Origin of the sequence: Nonomuraea sp. NPDC050680, from assembly GCF_040654555.1 — a bacterium.
Lineage (GTDB): Bacteria > Actinomycetota > Actinomycetes > Streptosporangiales > Streptosporangiaceae > Nonomuraea.
In genome coordinates this window covers 21,688-37,359 of the sequence record NZ_JBFAIF010000002.1, presented here as the reverse complement: position 1 = coordinate 37,359, position 15,672 = coordinate 21,688, and the positions used below count along the sequence as shown (strand labels likewise).

Annotated in this window: 12 protein-coding genes; 5 read left to right on the top strand and 7 right to left on the bottom strand. The window is 68.1% G+C overall.

Annotation, left to right across the window (positions count from 1 at the left end):
* The first annotated feature begins 145 nt into the window (after positions 1-145).
* Entirely contained in the window at positions 146-433 is a 288-nt protein-coding gene (locus AB0H88_RS06740; protein ID WP_357642109.1) for a hypothetical protein, read from the top strand.
* Positions 434-617: 184 nt separating this feature from the next.
* Here the strand turns inward: AB0H88_RS06740 and AB0H88_RS06735 are convergent, their stop codons facing one another.
* Positions 618-1,103, bottom strand: coding sequence for a GNAT family N-acetyltransferase (locus AB0H88_RS06735; RefSeq protein ID WP_357642107.1), 486 nt, complete (start codon positions 1,101-1,103; stop codon positions 618-620).
* A gap of 260 nt (positions 1,104-1,363) precedes the next feature.
* On the opposite strand from AB0H88_RS06735, the gene AB0H88_RS06730 reads away from it, so the two are divergent.
* Positions 1,364-3,601, top strand: a complete 2,238-nt coding sequence (locus AB0H88_RS06730; protein WP_357642105.1) for a glycosyl hydrolase family 28 protein — start codon at positions 1,364-1,366, stop codon at positions 3,599-3,601.
* A gap of 250 nt (positions 3,602-3,851) precedes the next feature.
* Complete coding sequence (locus AB0H88_RS06725; protein ID WP_357642102.1) at positions 3,852-7,664, top strand: S8 family serine peptidase; 3,813 nt, start codon at positions 3,852-3,854, stop codon at positions 7,662-7,664.
* A gap of 339 nt (positions 7,665-8,003) precedes the next feature.
* Here the strand turns inward: AB0H88_RS06725 and AB0H88_RS06720 are convergent, their stop codons facing one another.
* Positions 8,004-8,141 carry a hypothetical protein gene (locus AB0H88_RS06720; protein WP_357642100.1) on the bottom strand — a complete coding sequence of 46 codons (138 nt, stop codon included), beginning with the start codon at positions 8,139-8,141 and terminating at the stop codon, positions 8,004-8,006.
* Between the two features lie 451 nt (positions 8,142-8,592).
* On the opposite strand from AB0H88_RS06720, the gene AB0H88_RS06715 reads away from it, so the two are divergent.
* Positions 8,593-8,820 (top strand): hypothetical protein, encoded by a 228-nt coding sequence (locus tag AB0H88_RS06715; protein WP_357642097.1) that lies wholly within the window; start codon positions 8,593-8,595, stop codon positions 8,818-8,820.
* A gap of 162 nt (positions 8,821-8,982) precedes the next feature.
* Here AB0H88_RS06715 and AB0H88_RS06710 read toward each other — a convergent pair whose 3' ends face one another.
* On the bottom strand, positions 8,983-9,996 hold the full coding sequence (locus AB0H88_RS06710) for a hypothetical protein (RefSeq protein ID WP_357642095.1): 1,014 nt from the start codon (positions 9,994-9,996) through the stop codon (positions 8,983-8,985).
* A 101-nt stretch (positions 9,997-10,097) separates the two neighbouring features.
* Here AB0H88_RS06710 and AB0H88_RS06705 point away from each other — a divergent pair, with 101 nt between their 5' ends.
* A complete protein-coding gene (locus tag AB0H88_RS06705; protein ID WP_357642093.1) occupies positions 10,098-10,523 on the top strand; it encodes a DUF4440 domain-containing protein in 426 nt (141 codons plus the stop codon).
* Between the two features lie 531 nt (positions 10,524-11,054).
* On the opposite strand, the gene AB0H88_RS06700 is transcribed toward AB0H88_RS06705, so the two are convergent.
* The 4 genes from AB0H88_RS06700 to AB0H88_RS06685 all read right to left on the bottom strand — a co-directional run bounded on the left by AB0H88_RS06700 (position 11,055) and on the right by AB0H88_RS06685 (position 15,664).
* Entirely contained in the window at positions 11,055-12,080 is a 1,026-nt protein-coding gene (locus tag AB0H88_RS06700) for a M23 family metallopeptidase (RefSeq protein ID WP_357642091.1), read from the bottom strand.
* 194 nt (positions 12,081-12,274) lie between these two features.
* Positions 12,275-12,862, bottom strand: coding sequence for a restriction endonuclease (locus tag AB0H88_RS06695; protein WP_357642088.1), 588 nt, complete (start codon positions 12,860-12,862; stop codon positions 12,275-12,277).
* Between the two features lie 151 nt (positions 12,863-13,013).
* The gene (locus AB0H88_RS06690; protein ID WP_357642085.1) at positions 13,014-14,615 is read right to left on the bottom strand and encodes an FAD-dependent oxidoreductase; all 1,602 of its coding nucleotides are present in this window, start codon (positions 14,613-14,615) and stop codon (positions 13,014-13,016) included.
* A 23-nt stretch (positions 14,616-14,638) separates the two neighbouring features.
* Positions 14,639-15,664 (bottom strand): LacI family DNA-binding transcriptional regulator, encoded by a 1,026-nt coding sequence (locus tag AB0H88_RS06685; RefSeq protein WP_357642083.1) that lies wholly within the window; start codon positions 15,662-15,664, stop codon positions 14,639-14,641.
* Between the last annotated feature and the right edge of the window lie 8 nt (positions 15,665-15,672).

Below are 15,672 nucleotides of genomic sequence, written 5' to 3'. Positions count from 1 at the left end.
CCCCACTATCGCAGCCGCCACCGACAGATCGCGGCGACTTGGTCTCACCGAGACCTGAGCGAAGCCCGTCCGACGCCTAAGGATCGCGATTACCTCGCCTGACCTCGGGTAACAGGATCAGAGCAAAGGGGGGATCATGATCAAAATGCTCCATAAGATGGGCATCAGGTCCAGTCATATGTACACGGCCGGTCTCGCGTCGATCGGTGTGTCCGTCGCGTCCTGGGTGATGTCGAGGAACCTGGAGAAGGCCAGCCTCGCCCGGGCAGATCGCTGGGGGATCTTCGTCGGCCAGTGGGCGCCCACGTTCATCGGCCTCGGCGTCGCGCTCCGCATCGAGGAGACGCACATGGAGGTCGACGAGGAGGCGAAGACGGAGGTGTTCGACCGTGCGTCCGGCGGCGTGCGCCCCCGGACGCACGCGGGCACGTAGCGGCGCGCGCTAATCGTAGGGAGCGAAACGACCGCAGGCCGACTCTCACGGAGCGGCCTGCGGTCCGATGTCGCGAGAAAGCCAGCGGCCGATAAGCCGGCGCACGTGAGAAGGCCAACGCACGCGAGAAGGCCAGCGCACGTGAGAAGGCCAACCCACGTGAGAAGGCCAACGCCCGAAAGATCTAGCGCGGTTCGTCCGCGTGTGCGGCCAGGCGCTTGAGCGGTTCGTCGGTCAGCCTGAACATCGTCCACTCGTCGAGCGGTTCGGCGCCGAGCTTGCGGTAGAACCCGATGGCCGGTTCGTTCCAGTCGAGCACCGACCATTCGAGCCGGTGGTAGCCGCGTTCGGCGCAGATTCGGGCCAGCTCGGCCAGCAGTGCCTTGCCATAGCCGGACCCGCGCATCCCGGGACGGACGTACAGATCCTCCAGATAGATCCCGTGCGTCCCCCGCCAGGTCGAGAAGTTGAGGAACCACATCGCGAAGCCGGCCACCTCACCGTCATGCTCGACGACATGGGCGAACACGGCGGGCTCAGCGCCGAAGAGCACATCACGCAGCTGCGCCTCGGTCGCCCGCACCTCGTGCGCGGCCTTCTCGTACGTGGCCAGCTCGTGCACGAGCTGGAGCATCGCGGGGACATCGTCAACGGTGGCGCGGCGAATCATGGGCCTCAGAGTAGTAGGGGGAGGCAAACGCCAGAACACCAAAACCGGTTGCAGTGATTTCGGCGCTCATAGACCCGATGTTTTCTGTCCGAAAAGCGCTCGATCTGGATGTTTCCAAATCTTATCCCTTGTCACATCCGACCTTTGAGCCTAGCTTGAGCGTCAGGTCTGCAACCGACTGTCAGGCAGGAGCACACACCCCCATGAGCGAATCCGCCTTACCAAGAGCAGCCGCATGGGTTGCCGCCGTCGTTCTGGCGATGTTCTCGATCGTCATCCCCGCCCAGTCCGCGGGGGCGCTGGCGGTGTTCAACGTCAAGGACTACGGAGCCGCCGGCAACGGCTCCACGAACGACACCTCCGCCATCAATTCGGCCATCACGGCGGCCAACAGCGCCGGCGGCGGAACCGTGCAGTTTCCGTCGGGCACCTACAAGTCCGCCAACACCATTCACATGAAGAGCAACGTCACCCTCCAGCTCGACGCCGGCTCCACCATCATGGGCGCGTCCAACGACGACTACGACGCGCCGGAGTCGAACCCGAACGACGACTACCAGGACTACGGGCACAGCCACTTCCACAACGCGATGATCTATGGCGACCGCCTCACCAACATCGGGTTCGTCGGGACGGGCACCATCGACGGCGGCGGCAACCTCATCACCGGCAACCCCAGTTCCGGCGAGGCGGACAAGATCATCTCGCTCACCCGGTGCGACGGGCTGACGGTCAGCGGCATCCGCCTGCGGCGCGGCGGCCACTTCGCGATGCTCACCAACGCCTGCAACAACATCACCTCGGACGACCTGCGGATCGACACCGCCAGCGACCGTGACGGCTGGAACGTCATCAGCGCGCAGAACGTCACGATCCGCCGCCCGAACATCGCGGCCAACGACGACGCCCTCGTCTTCAAGAGCGACTGGGCACTCGGCCAGACCTACACCAACGGGAACGTCACCGTCACCGACGCCCAGCTCTCGGCGGTGTGCTGCAACGCGCTGATGTTCGGCTCGGAGACCTGCGGCAACTTCACCGGCTACCACTTCGAGCGCATCTCCATCAACGGCTCGAACAAGTCGGGTCTCGGCATGGTGTCGATGGACGGCACGGTCATCTCCGACGTCCACTACAAGGACATCACGATGACCAACGTACGGGCGGCGATCACCGAGAAGATCGGCACCCGCAGACGATGCGGCGGCAGCCCCGGCGTCGGCCGCATCGAGAACATCACCTACGAGAACGTCACCTCCTCCGGCCAGAGCGGCAACAACTTCACCGCCACTCTGTGGGGCGAGTCGAACACCAGTAACCGGATCCGCAACGTCACGTTCAGCAACGTCGACCTGACCGTCCCCGGCGGCAACGGCTGCATGGGCACCGGCGTGCCGAGCAACGACGCGACGAACTACAACCCGAACAGCATCGGCACCCGGCCGGCGTACGGGTGGTACATCCACAACGCGCACGACATCAAGTTCGTCGACAGCTCGGTCCAGTTCACCTCCAACGACTGCCGGCCCGCGGTGATCGCGAACACGGGCAGCACGGTGTCGTTCGACCGGTTCACGGCCGAGCGCGGCAGCAACAGCCCGAACGACATGGTCTTCCAGACGATCACCGGCTACTGCGTCCAGAACAGCCAGAACACCGCCGGCGCGGCCCTGCGTGTCAGCGCCACCGACTCTTCCGACAGCTGTACGCCGGGCAACCCCGGCACCGAGTTCCTGGAGGCGGAGGACGCCACGATCTCCCAGGGCGTCGTGGAGTCCAACCACGCCGGCTTCAGCGGCACCGGCTTCGTCAACGGCGACAACCTGGTCGGCAGCTACGTGGAGTGGAGCGCGCCGGCGACGCAGGCGGGCAACACCACGCTGACCTTCCGCTACGCCAACGGCACCACGACCAACCGGCCGATGGACATCACGGTCAACGGCGTGCTGGTCGCCGACGAGTTCCCGTTCCCGCCGACCGGGGCCTGGACCACCTGGCAGTCCGTGACGGTGACGGCCCCGTTCAACGCGGGCGCGAACGCCGTACGCGCCACCTCCACCACGGCCGGCGGCGGCCCGAACCTCGACTACCTCGACACTGAGGTGGCCGGACCCGCGCCCACGGAGTACCAGGCGGAGAACGCGACGATCTCCCAGGGCGTGGTCGAGTCCAACCACGCGGGGTTCACCGGCACCGGGTTCGTGAACTATGACAACCTGGTCGGCAGCTACGTCGAGTTCGCGGTGACGGCCGCCCAGGCGGGCAACGCCACAGTGGTCCTGCGCTTCGCGAACGGCACCACGTCCAACCGGCCGATGGACATCACGGTCAACGGCGTCCTGACCTCCGATGAGCTGGCCTTCCCCGCCACCAGCGCGTGGACGACCTGGAGCACCGCCACGGTGACCGTCCCGCTCAACGCGGGGGCCAACGTGATCCGGGCGACCTCGACCACAGCCGGCGGCGGCCCCAACCTGGACAGGATCTCGGTCGCCTGAGCAAACCAAACCCTTCCCCTTCCGCCTTCCTGCGGGCGGAACGGACCGCCGCCCCGCCTCGACCGGCGGGGCGGCAGCTTCGTGAAGGGGGCCCGGAAGCTCGGGGGCCCGGAAGCTCGGAGGCCCGGAAGCTCGGAGGCCCGGAAGCTCGGCGGCCCGGAAGCTCGGCGGAAGCGGCGCACGATATAAAGATCACCAAGCAAGGCGCGCCGTTTGGGAGCGCTCCCAAGAGACCAAAAGGACCTCTCTTTTGTTCCACAACCGCATCGCCACGGTGTTCACCGGTATGGCACTGGTGCTGTGCACCACCGCCACACCCAGCTCGGCGACCCCGCCCACCACGACCGACACCGCCCCCACGAGGGCGGACGAGAAGCCCAGCACCGTCACCCTGATCACCGGCGACGTCGTCGACTTCACGCCGGGCGAGAACGGCGAGCCGCCGAAATTAGCCACCCGGGCCGCGCCCCGGCCGGACGGCTCGACGGTGACGTTCGCCACGCTGCCCCACCGCGACGGCGGCACTCTGGTCATGCCGTCCGACGCCGCCGACCTGGTGGCCGCGGGCACCCTCGACGAGGAACTGTTCGACGTCGAGACGCTCGTACGGGAGAACCGCGCCAAGACGATCCCGCTGATCATCACCTACAGCGGCAACTCCGTCGCGAAGGCCGCCGAAGCCCTGCCCGGCACCGAGCGCACCCGCACGCTCGACATCATCCACGGCGCCGCCGTGACGATGCGGACCGCCGAATCCGGCAAGCTGTGGTCGGCGCTCCAGCCGGATGCCGCGCTCAAGAACGGCATCTCCAAGAGCGGCATCTCCAAGATCTGGCTCGACCGCCGCGTCAAGGCGTCCCTCGACCAGAGCGTCCCGCTCATCGGCGCCCCCACCGCGTGGCAGCAGGGCTTCGACGGCGCCGGCACCAAGGTGGCGGTCCTCGACACCGGCATCGACGCCGGGCACCCTGATTTCGCCGGCCGCATCGTCGCCACCGAGAACTTCTCCACCACCCCGGACACCACCGACGTGGTCGGCCACGGCACCCACGTCGCCTCCACCATCGCCGGCTCCGGCGCGGCCTCCGACGGCAAGTACCGGGGAGTCGCGCCCGCCGCGTCGCTGCTCGTCGGCAAGGTGCTCGACGACGACGGCTACGGCGAGCTGTCCTGGCTGATCGCGGGCATGGAATGGGCCTCGGCCCAGGGTGCCGACGTGGTGAACATGAGCCTCGGCGTGTGCTGCGGAGATGGCACCGACCCGACGAGCCAGGCGGTCAACGAGCTGACGAAGAAATACGGCACGCTGTTCGTCGCCGCCGCGGGCAACGAGGGCGAGCCTCAGACGGTGAGCGTCCCCGCCGCCGCAGACAAGGCGCTCGCGGTCGGCGCGGTGGACAAGGTCACCGGTACGACCCTGGCCCCCTTCTCCAGCATCGGGCCCCGCCTCGACGACGCCGCGGTCAAGCCGAACATCGTGGCCCCCGGCGTCAACATCGTCGCCGCCCGGTCCGGCTCCTCCGGCCAGCCGTCCATTCCGGGCAACGACCGCTACACCTCCTTCAGCGGCACCTCGATGGCCACGCCGCACGTCGCGGGCGCCGCGGCGGTGCTGGCCCAGCAGCATCCCGACTGGGACGCCGACGAGCTGAGCGCCGCCCTCGTCTCCACCTCGGCGCGCAACGCGGAGCACAACTGGTTCGAGGAAGGCGGCGGGCGGCTGGACCTCGGGCGCGCCGTCACCCAGAGTGTCTTCGCCGACCCGGTCGTCGACTTCCTCCGCCTCGAATGGGGCAAGGGCAGCGTCACCAAGAAGGTCACGTACCGCAACACCGGCTCTGAGCCCGTCACACTCGCGTTGAAGGCCGACACCCGCGCCTGGAGCGGCGGCCCCACCCCGGCGGGCGCGATCCGCCTGGGCGCGCAGACCGTCACCGTCCCCGCGAACGGCACCGCCACGGTCGACCTCACCGTGAACCCGGCCCTCGGCCCCGAGGGCGCCTACGGCGGCTGGGTCACCGCGACCGCGGGCGACGCCCGCCTGGCCACGCCCTTCAGCTACTACACCGGCCCGGACACGCACCTGCTGAAGATCTCCCTGACGAACTCGTACGGCGCCAAGGAGTTCTCCTCCCGTCCCGGCCAGGGCGGGCGGCTCGGGCCGCTGGTCTACATCGTCCCGCTGCGGCGGAGCAACAGCCCGGATGACCCTTTCCATCCGTACGCGTACTACTACGGCCGCCTCGACCTGACCGGGAACGGCGAGCAGTACCTGCCGGACGGCGACTACGAGGTGATCGCCGTCGCGAACGAGACCTACATGAGGACCCGCACCTCCCTGGTCATCCGCGACGTGACCCTGAAGGACGACCAGACCCTCGACCTGGACGCCCGCGACACCGTGCCGCTCAAGCCGACCTCGCGCGCCCCCATGGACGCCGAGGGCAAGGTCCAGTACGTCCGGACCTTCACCGACCGCCCCTCCCCCATCGCGATCACGGCGAGCACGGAGAACGGCAGGCACGTGGACCTGTACGCCACGCCGGTGTCGTCGGTCAAGGCGGGCACGATGAGCCTGTCGCACATGTGGCAGATGGAGCCAGGCGTGCTGGCCGGCGCCACGGCAGGGCGGCTCACCCTCGACCCGTCCTATGAGGTCGACACGATCCGCTCGCTCATCACCAAACCCACCGACTATCCCCTGGTCTATGCCGGGCAGGGCAGGCCGGCGGACTTCGAGGGCCTGGACCTCACCGGCAAACTGGTTCTGGTTGGGGTGCCGCTGGGCGCCGGCCCGGCGCCGTACAGCGACGCGACCCCGCGGATGGACGAGGCTTCCGCGCTGGCCAAACAGGGCGGCGCCGCCGGTTTCATCGGCTTCTACGACGCCGACGGGGCCGGGACGCGGCTGCCGGGCTTCGCCGACACCAGGTTCCTGCGGTTCGGACTGGACGCGGCGCAGGGTCGCTCGCTGCGATCCGTCGTTCAGCGTGGGACGACCTCGCTGCGGCTCACGCCGTACTCCGGGGAGCCCTCCTTCTACCGGCTGCGGTACGACTCGAAGGGGAAGATCCCCCGCAAGCCGGAGAAGCTGGACCGGGACCGCCTGGCCCGCGTCGAGACCCGCTACCACGCCGACCAGCCGAACGCCCAGGGACACCTGCTGGTGACGACGTCCGCCGGTGCCGCCGAGCTGTCGTTCGGCCAATGGGTGACGATGCCGTTCGAACGTACCGAGTACTACGGCCCGGCCCGCGACGACGTGCGCTGGTCACGCGCGGTCGGCAACCAGAGCCTGGAGCTCCGGTCGCAGGACACGTTCGCGCGGACGGCCCGTACGGACGAGGACTGGTTCAAGGCCCCGCTGGTGCCCGGCGCGGCCGCCGCGCCGTCGGGGGTGCCGGTGCCGTGCGCGCTGTGCCGGGATGGAGACCGGTTCGTACCCGCCGAACAGTGGCTGGACTCGGACCCGCGCCACTACAGCAACCTGAGCACGGTCTCCGCCGCTCCCCGTCTCGTGGCGGGCGGCACCGAGATCCCGGTGCAGGGCTGGGGCCCCCGCTCGTTCACCGTGCCCGCAGGCTCCGCCCCCTACCGGCTGGACACGGTGGATACCACCTACCGGCCCCTGTCCCCCAAGGTGACCTCCGGCTGGCGGTTCACCTCGACGGGAGAGCCGTCCGGCAAGCCGCGCGGCTCCTCCTGCTCCTTCGGTCCCGCCTGCGCGTTCCAGCCCGCTTTGGTGCTCAGGTACGACCTGCCGGTGGACCTGCTCAACCATGCCTCCGCCGGGCGGCCTTTCACCTTCGAGCTGACCGCCCGCCCAGCAGCGCGTTCGGCTTCAGAAGCACGCTCGGCCCGGGTGGAGTACTCCGTCGACGACGGCACCACCTGGCGCCCGGCCGAGAAGGTGCGCAAGCTCGGCGACGGCCGCTTCAGGGTGCGCGTCCTGCACCCGGCCCTGGCCGCCACCAGCGGCTTCGTCTCACTGCGGGTGAACGCTGAGGACAAGGCGGGCGGCACGGTCACCCAGACCGTCGACCGCGCGTACGGCCTGAAGTAGACCGGTGACGGCCACGGGACACTCACGCCCCGTGGCCGTCACAGCGCTTCCCAGCGGCCGTTGTCCCGGCGTGGGTCAAGAGCGCCCCTGATCGTCGATACTCACACCTGCCACGCTTACGGAGCGGGTGCGGTTTAGTCGAGACGAGCAAGACCGGGGTCGGGCTTGCATAGAGCTGCCAGCGCTACTGTGCGCGCCCCTCAAGAAGTCTTTCCCACAGCCGCTTCGCTTCAGCGGCCCGAAGTCAGGGGCTCTCACTGAGACGGATGCCCTCCGACGACCTCTCCGTCCGGCGGATGTGGCCGAGCCCGCCCGCCATGCAGAACTCGTAGACCGTGATCAAGCATTCGCACGTGCCTCCATGCCAGGAATCGAGACGATCAGAACACAGCTCTCGCCCTCCTCCTTGCGCTGATTGCCACCGCAGCTCCTGCTGAACGACACGTCGCTGAGATATCCGCCGTACAGCTCCATCACGCGATCTCCTTCCATCTGGCTCCGGATATCGGGGGTTCCTGACAAGCGTGATACTTCGCCGTCGGCCGTGACACCATCCGCAAAGCGTTCGCGATCCTTCGCGAACGTCAGCTGATCATCACCAAGCCCGGCAGGGGATCCGTCGTCGTACGCCGCGGCACCGACGACGGGCCATGAGGCAAAGGTCGGCTCAGCCGTTCTTCTTGGTACTGCCAGCGCGACCGTATGCCACTCACACAGGTCGTCGTCGGTGAGGCCGTGCTCGCCCTGGATCTGCTGGCGGTAGCCCGATTAAGCCCGGCCCTGCGAGAGCCGGGGGTTGAGAGTTGATCAGAAAGGTTTCGGCGGATGACCTGGAACGCATGGATAGGCGTAGTTCACTGGGTAGCGTTCGGCATGGCCTGCGCGGTCGGGGCGTTCGGTTTACTGGCGCTGAACACTAAGCTGCTGCATGCACGATGGCAGCGTCACAGGGGGTGGAATCAGAGCAGGCCAACTGATCGCCAAGGCCACCTGCTTGCTGGCGGTGTTTCTTATTGCCATGGCCGGCATTGCTCTTTTCGACTTTCCTCGCTGGCTGGTGCTGGCTCTGATCCCGCTTCAACTGGTATGCCTCGGCGGCTATATATGGCTGTGGTTGGTGGCGCAGAGGATCAGATCGGAGAATGCGCCTCGATGACGCACACCCGTCGCGCCGGCCTGCCGGCGGGACGGGGAGACTTGCCGGTAGGCGGGTCAGTGAAGCGTCAAGCATCCTGTTCCACAGCTCGTGCTGCTTACGCGGCATGGACTGCTGCGCAAGCAGTAGAGGAATCCCCGCCTCTTCAGGGCGAGGAGCACGTCAAAACACGTACCCCAGCGACTTCACCGCCTTGCGCGACAGCGTCCACACCCGGTCGGAGGTGCGCGCGGCATAGCCGTCCAGAGTCAGCCGATCCACTGCCGCCAACCCGCCGGTGACCACGACGTCGAAGTTGGGCAGCACCTTCAGCACCTGCTCGACCGCAACCGGAGCCGGCTCGTAGGCCGGACTCATCCCCAGGACGTAGGCCCCGAGGGCGTTCAACCGGACCGCCCGCAGCCCGTCGTAGCGGCTCAGCCGCTTCAGGTCGTCGGCGCCCCAGTTCCGGTGGTAGTCGCTTCTGGCTCCCTCTGGCTCTTCGTACCTCACGTCAACCAGTCCGAGCGTGGCGGCATACTCGAACAGCACCGCCAGGGTGTATCGGCCCTCCAAAATCGGCCAGTCCGCGAATCCCGCGTATCCCAAGCTTCCGTACTCCGGATCCACCAGATACAGGCGCCACAACCCGCGCTCGGTGCGCGCGATCAACGGATCCAGCCCGTTGCGGCGCATCACCGCGAACAGGTCGTCGACCTCGACCCACTCCCCCGGCTCGCACAGCGCGAGCGCCGCCGCGACCTTCTGGCGGCGCGGCTTGGCCGCCGTCAGCACGTTCTTGATCCGCTGGCCCTTGATCTCCTCCACCCGGCTGAACTCGTCGATCACACCGCCGCTGATCCAGCGCCGCCACAGATCCTTGATCGTCGCCGCAGCGGGCTTGGACAGCGCCGTACGGCCGCGCGCGGTCAACTGCAACCGGCCACCCGCCAGTTCGGCCAATCCGCCGGCCTGCAGGAGCAGAGGCCAGGCGAACGCCGCGATCGGCTCTGCGTCATAGAAGTCACCCCCAGCCATCGGCGATGCCACCACCGCGACCGTCGCCGCCGCCGGCCGCTGTGTCTTCTCGCTGGCCCGCAACTTTCCCGCCGCGCACAACTGGAGCACAGCCCGCACATTGGCCGCCGCCTCCGCCTCGGTCTCCCTGGCCACTGCCGCCTCGTCACCCTGAACCATGGACGGACTGTAGTACTCCAAGTCCATCCCGATCAGATAGTCCTCGACAACTTCCGGTTCCCCTCGTGACCGGCCGCTGATCCAGTGAAAGGGTCGTGTTCATGGATGAGCTGAGAGAACTGGTCGAATCCTTCTTCGAGGCGGTCTCGTTCGCCGAGGGTGAGCGGCCGGTGTACGCCGCCATCCACGATCTCTTCATCGTGGACGGCAAGCTGATCAGAAGCGGCCCCGGCGACCCGGAAATCCTCACCGTCACCCAGTTCACGGCTTCTCGCGGCAAGCTGTTCGAAGCCGGCGAACTGACCTCATTCCGTGAAACCGAGTCGGCGGCGACAACGGAGTTCTTCGGAAACGTGGCTCATCGGTTCAGCACCTACCGGAAAGAGGGCGTCTTGAACGGGACGAGGTTCGCCGCCGAAGGCGTCATCTCGACTCAGTTCATCCGACTGGCCGGCGAGTGGAAGATGAGTTCGATGGCCTGGGACGACGAACGCCCCGGCCTGGTCATCCCCGAGCGATATCGATGACCGCACGGTCATCGGATCAACGTACCAAGCCGGGCACGGCGTACTGTTGCCCGCAGAGCGTGAACAACTCACGGGCCTGCCCCGTCAGGACGTTCACCGCCTAGGCCACTGCCGATCCACCGCTCCGGGGCGACTCCGCGACGGCGACCCACTCAGCGGGTTCTGTCCCCAGTGCCAATTCTTTATCCCGGGTCAACAACGGCGGGATCAGGATGTTGATAGTTCAATGCCTTCCTAATCCCGAAGGTACACATTTGTTCAGGCGGATCATGCGGCAGGAGCTGAATCATCACCAGAATCTGCCAAACTGCGGCAACCATCTCTCACGCTTGATCGTCCAGCGGTGCGTTCCGTTTCTTCGCGACCCGAGGACACACCGATGCGGCAACTTCGCCCAGCACTCCCCAACTCAGCGCTCGGGCCCGCTTCTGCTCACCAACCGTTCTGCTCCCTCCGGAATTCGAGCGAAAAGCGCCGCCACCCGCGGAGGGGTGGCGGCGCTCATGGCTCACACGTCAGGTGCGGTGCACGTCAGCTGCAGTGTTCGAAGGGGCTGTTGTAGGTGGCCGTACCGGCCTTGCCGCCCCACTTGACGCACTTGTCCGCCGCGCTGGCGCGTACCGGACCCGCGTAGTAGGTGAAACTGCCCGTGTCGGTGACCCGCGTCTTCCCCTTGACCTCCAGGTAGGCGCTGGTGGCGGTGGCCTTGCCGAGGGAGGCCGACTTGATCGTGGCCACGCAGTTCTTGCCGGCGGACGAGCTGAACAGCAGGTAGACCTTGCCCGCCGTGCCCAGGGCGGCCGAGTCGATCACCTTGTAGCCGCTACCGCACACCGACTCGGCGGTGTTCGGGTTGCCGCCGCTGCCGCCTCCGCAGTTCTTGGAGGTGAGGGTCTGGTTCGGGTAGCCGAACGTGGCCCCGTTGAAGACGGCCTTCTGGATGTTCGACGGGTAGCTGCTGCCCTTGCGCACCTCGAAGTGCAGGTGCGGCGAGATGCCGTTGCCCGGCTTGCTGGTGTTGCCGACCGCGCCGATCTTCTGGCCCTGGGTGACCTTGGCGCCCGCCGCGACGGCGCGCGAGTTCAGGTGCGCGTAGAAGGTCGTATAGCCGCCGCCGTGGTCGATCTTGACCAGGTTGCCGTAGCCGTTGGTCGAGCCCTGGTGGGCCGAGATGACCACGGTGCCCGCCGCGGCGGCGACCACGGTGTCGCCGAGGTCGGCGTTCGCCGTGCTGCCCCGGTTGAAGTCGATCTCATACGACCGGTGCGCGCTGCTGCCGCTGGAGTTGCCGGTCCACTTCTGGCCGCAGGGGAAGGGGAGCTGGAAGCGCGGGGCGGCCAGGGTCGACACCTGCGGCCCCTCCACCTGGTTCGGGGGGTCGTTGTTGTCCGCCCCAGAGGTCGGCGTGGCGGACGGCGAGGCGGTGGGTGTGGCGGTGGGCGTGGCGGCCGGCGTCGGACCGGCCTCGGCCCCCGTCGTGCTCGCTAACGCGGCCTGGCCCGATGCGAGACAGACAAACAGCGCCACACCCGCTGTGATCACACCTTTAGCTCTCATGCCAAATCCTTTCAACGCGCGCCGGAGCCGCGCATGGGTCTATGGGGTCGTTCCAAGCGCTCTTGCTGGAGATCAAGAGTGCGGATGAGCCATACAGAGAACATCCAGAAGCCGCATAGACGACCATCCGCTTCGAGCACACGCCGGCCGGGAAGCGTAGTTAGACCTGTGGTTTAACGCTCATGCCGGGTACTTCAGCCCGCGGGCTCCTCTCCTTCGATCAGGACCCCGTTCGGCCGTGGGGGCAGGAGCGAGAACGTGCCCAGCAACCAGTCCGCCAGCCGATCGCGTTCGACCAGGATCAGCGGCTCCCGGGCACCGAGCGCCTCCAGCCGGGCCGGACGGGTCAGCTCGCCCGAGGTGACCAGGACTCCGGTGTGCCCGGCGAAGGTGTTGGCGAGCGCGCCCAGGAAGTTGCGGACCTCGGGCGCGCCGACGGACTTGCTGTAGCGCTTGCACTGGATGGCGTACCTGCCGTGTCCGGGAGCGACGGCGGTGATGTCCACGCCACCGTCGCCACTACGGCCTCGTTCCCGGACCTGCCGGAAGCCATCGGCGATCATCCGCTGGGCGACCAGGTGCTCGAACTGCGTTCCGGACATCCGGTCGATCTTCGCCAACTCCACGTTGGCCGCCAGGAACTGCCGTCTCCGTGCCTCGATGGCCTGGTAGCGCAGGAGCAGCCCGCCGCCGAGCACCGCCAGGACCAGGCAGGCGATCGCCGCCGCCCAGACCGGATGGTCGCGGACGAACGAGACCACGACCGCCCCGGCGATGGCCACACCCGCGACTCCCAGGACCCATATGTCCTGTCTGCTCCGTGACTTTTTCCGGCCCCGTCTGGTTCCCCTCGCCATGGGTTCCCCTCCTCGATGGGTGGTGTCCATGGCGAGTGTGAGTCACCGGTCCGACAAAAACATCACGCTGAAAGGATCAGTAGCCCGCCGGTGCCGGCCAATGGCGCTCGACGCCGATCTTGTCCAGCTCCCCGGTGAACTCCTCCAGCAAGGCCTCCTTATCCCTGACCTCCTGCGGCTCCACCCCCCGGCGCAGGCAGTACGCGGCCAGGTGGCCCGCGACCTCGCCCACATTCCATTCCACCGGATGCAGGCGGAAACACCCGTTCGAGATGTGCGTGGTGCCGATGTTCTTCCCCGCCGGCAGCAGGTTGCGCATCCTGACCGGCAGCAACGCGCCGAGCGGGATCTCGAAGGGCACGCTGGCGATGTCGATGTAGTTGTCCCCGCCGGTCGACGGGTGCAGGTCGATGCGGTACGCGCCGACGCCGACGGAGTCATGGTGCCGCAGCGGGCCCCGGTCGCCGAGGATGGCCCTGGAGACATGATGCTCGGTGACGGTGGTGACCGCGCGGACGCGCCTCGACTCCCTGACATAGGCGGACTTCGCCAGCCCGTCGGCGGTGCCCACCACGTCGTGGCGGAGCCGGAGCCCGGGGAAACCGGTGCCGCCGTCAGGACGGGGCGCTTCGGTCTGGAGCCAGTACAGCAACGACAGCGACAGCTGCTTGGCCTCCTTGTGCGCCAGTGCCGCCGTGCCGGCGTCCACCTCGGTGATCGGGCGCAGCCAGTAGTCGTTCAGCGGCCAGTTGACCAACGTGATGTCGGAGGCCGCGAAGCCGGGCTCGAACAGGTCGCGGGCGAGGATCCTGCGGAACATCCACAGGTCCTTGTCCCCCGATTGGGCGCTCTGGTCGGCCAGCACCGCGCGGGGGTCACCAGGCGGGTTGGGGTCGAACCAGCGGGCTTCGGGCTCCAGGGTGCGTGGGTCCGGTGCGCTGAAGCCGAGCAGCGGGCCAGGCCAGAAATCGGGCTGGTAATCACGCCAGAATCCGTAGTCCGCGGGCCGGTCGATGACGTGGTTCTCGCCGTCGTGGTGGGAGACGGCGAAGCAGTAGGTGATGCCCTGAATGTTCAGCGGCTGGTACTCGTCCGGCGCGTGCGGCTCGTCGTACTCACCGCGGGCCTCCGCCCCCGTGACGTACTCCGTCTTGGCCAGCGGCAGCAGCTCGCCGGTCTCCGTCGCGTCGAGGACATAGGGGGCGGCGATGGTGTGCGAGTCGCCGGAGCGGAGGTCCAGCAGCGTGACGGCGCTGACGCGGTCACGGTCCACCTCGACCTCGACGGGGCGGTGTTCGAGAAGGACGCGCAGGCGCCCGGCGGCCACGTGGGGAGCCAGCATGGCCTGGAGGACCGCCAAGGAGACGCGTGGTTCGTGGCACAACTTGCTGACATATCCGGCGCCTGGGTTCAGCTCGCGCCAGCGCTGCGCGCCGCCTGTCATGGGGTACCAGCGCCGGTAGTAGTCGCGGATGGAGCCGCGCACCTCACGATAGGTGGCGGTGGCGCCGTAGCTCTCGATCCACGGGTGCTCGTCAGGGGGTACGGCCTGGGCGGTGAGCTGGCCGCCGATCCAGTCCGTCTCCTCGGTGAGTACGACGTCGTGACCCGCACGGCAGGCGGCCAGGGCCGCGGCGACGCCGCCGAGCCCACCGCCGACGATGAGGATGTCGGTCATGGGTGGTGCCTTTCCAAGGAGGGCTAGCGGGGAGGGGCCGCGGTCTCGCCCGGCTCCAGCTCACAGGTCATGAGCTGGTGCCTGGGGACCGTACGGTCTCCCGCGATGAGTTTCGTGAGCAGCCGCACGGCCGCGGCCCCCATCTCGCGACGGGGTACGGCGAAGCCGGTGAGACCTGCCGGGCGGTCGCGGGGGTCGCCGAGCGTGGCCAGGGACAGGTCGTCGGGGAAGCGGAGACCCGCGCGCTCGGCGGCCGCCAGGAGGGCGCGGTGGGCGGCGTCGGTGTCGGTGGCCTCGGTGACCAGCGCGGTGACGCCCTGGTCGCGCCAGGCGCGCAGCCGCTCGGGGGTCAGGTCGGCGCCGTCGGTGCGTACCACCTCGGCGGCCAGCCCGCATTCGTCCATGCCGCGTCTGAAGCCCGACTCCCTGTCGACGGAGGTGATCGCCTCGTCGGCTTCGCGCACGTACAGGACGCGCTCGTGGCCCAGCCCCGCCAGGTGCCGCACCACGGCGGCGCCGGCGGAGACGTAGTCGGCCCCGACGTAGGGCAGGCGGTCGCCGAACTCGTCGTGCCGCCCTATGTAGACGACGGGCAGATCGGTGGCCAGCAGGCGGTCCATCTCCGGCACGGGCAGGTGCCTGCCCAGGAACAGGCAGCCGTCGGCCAGTCGTACCCGGTTGAGCACCTGGGCGTGCGGACGCTCCCCCGTGACGCTGGAGGCGATGAACATCAGCAGGTCGTAGCCCTGCGCCGCCGACTCCTCCTCGATGCCCACCAGGAACGGGTAGTAGGCGTGGGACATCTCCGTGGGGAAGGTCGAGGTGAAGGTGTAGAGGCCGAGCAGGTTGTTCTGCCCGGCCGCCAGGCGGGTGGCGATCGGGTCGGGCACGTACCCGAGCTGCTCGGCGGCCGCCATGACCTTGCGCTGGGTCTCCTCGGCGATGCCCATGGCGGCGGCGCCGCCGCCGAGGATCAGGGACACGGTCGGCTGTGAGACGCCGGCCAGGCGGGCGATGTCCGCCTGACGCGGGCGACCGCTGGGTCTCATGGCATATC

Coding starts and splice junctions, on each gene's coding strand:
- AB0H88_RS06740 (WP_357642109.1), top strand. CDS start 146: ATGCTCCATAAGATGGGCATCAGGTCCAGTCATATGTACACGGCCGGT.
- AB0H88_RS06715 (WP_357642097.1), top strand. CDS start 8,593: ATGCACGATGGCAGCGTCACAGGGGGTGGAATCAGAGCAGGCCAACTG.
- AB0H88_RS06690 (WP_357642085.1), bottom strand. CDS start 14,615: ATGACCGACATCCTCATCGTCGGCGGTGGGCTCGGCGGCGTCGCCGCG.
- AB0H88_RS06710 (WP_357642095.1), bottom strand. CDS start 9,996: ATGGTTCAGGGTGACGAGGCGGCAGTGGCCAGGGAGACCGAGGCGGAG.
- AB0H88_RS06700 (WP_357642091.1), bottom strand. CDS start 12,080: ATGAGAGCTAAAGGTGTGATCACAGCGGGTGTGGCGCTGTTTGTCTGT.
- AB0H88_RS06685 (WP_357642083.1), bottom strand. CDS start 15,664: ATGAGACCCAGCGGTCGCCCGCGTCAGGCGGACATCGCCCGCCTGGCC.
- AB0H88_RS06705 (WP_357642093.1), top strand. CDS start 10,098: ATGGATGAGCTGAGAGAACTGGTCGAATCCTTCTTCGAGGCGGTCTCG.
- AB0H88_RS06730 (WP_357642105.1), top strand. CDS start 1,364: ATGTTCTCGATCGTCATCCCCGCCCAGTCCGCGGGGGCGCTGGCGGTG.
- AB0H88_RS06735 (WP_357642107.1), bottom strand. CDS start 1,103: ATGATTCGCCGCGCCACCGTTGACGATGTCCCCGCGATGCTCCAGCTC.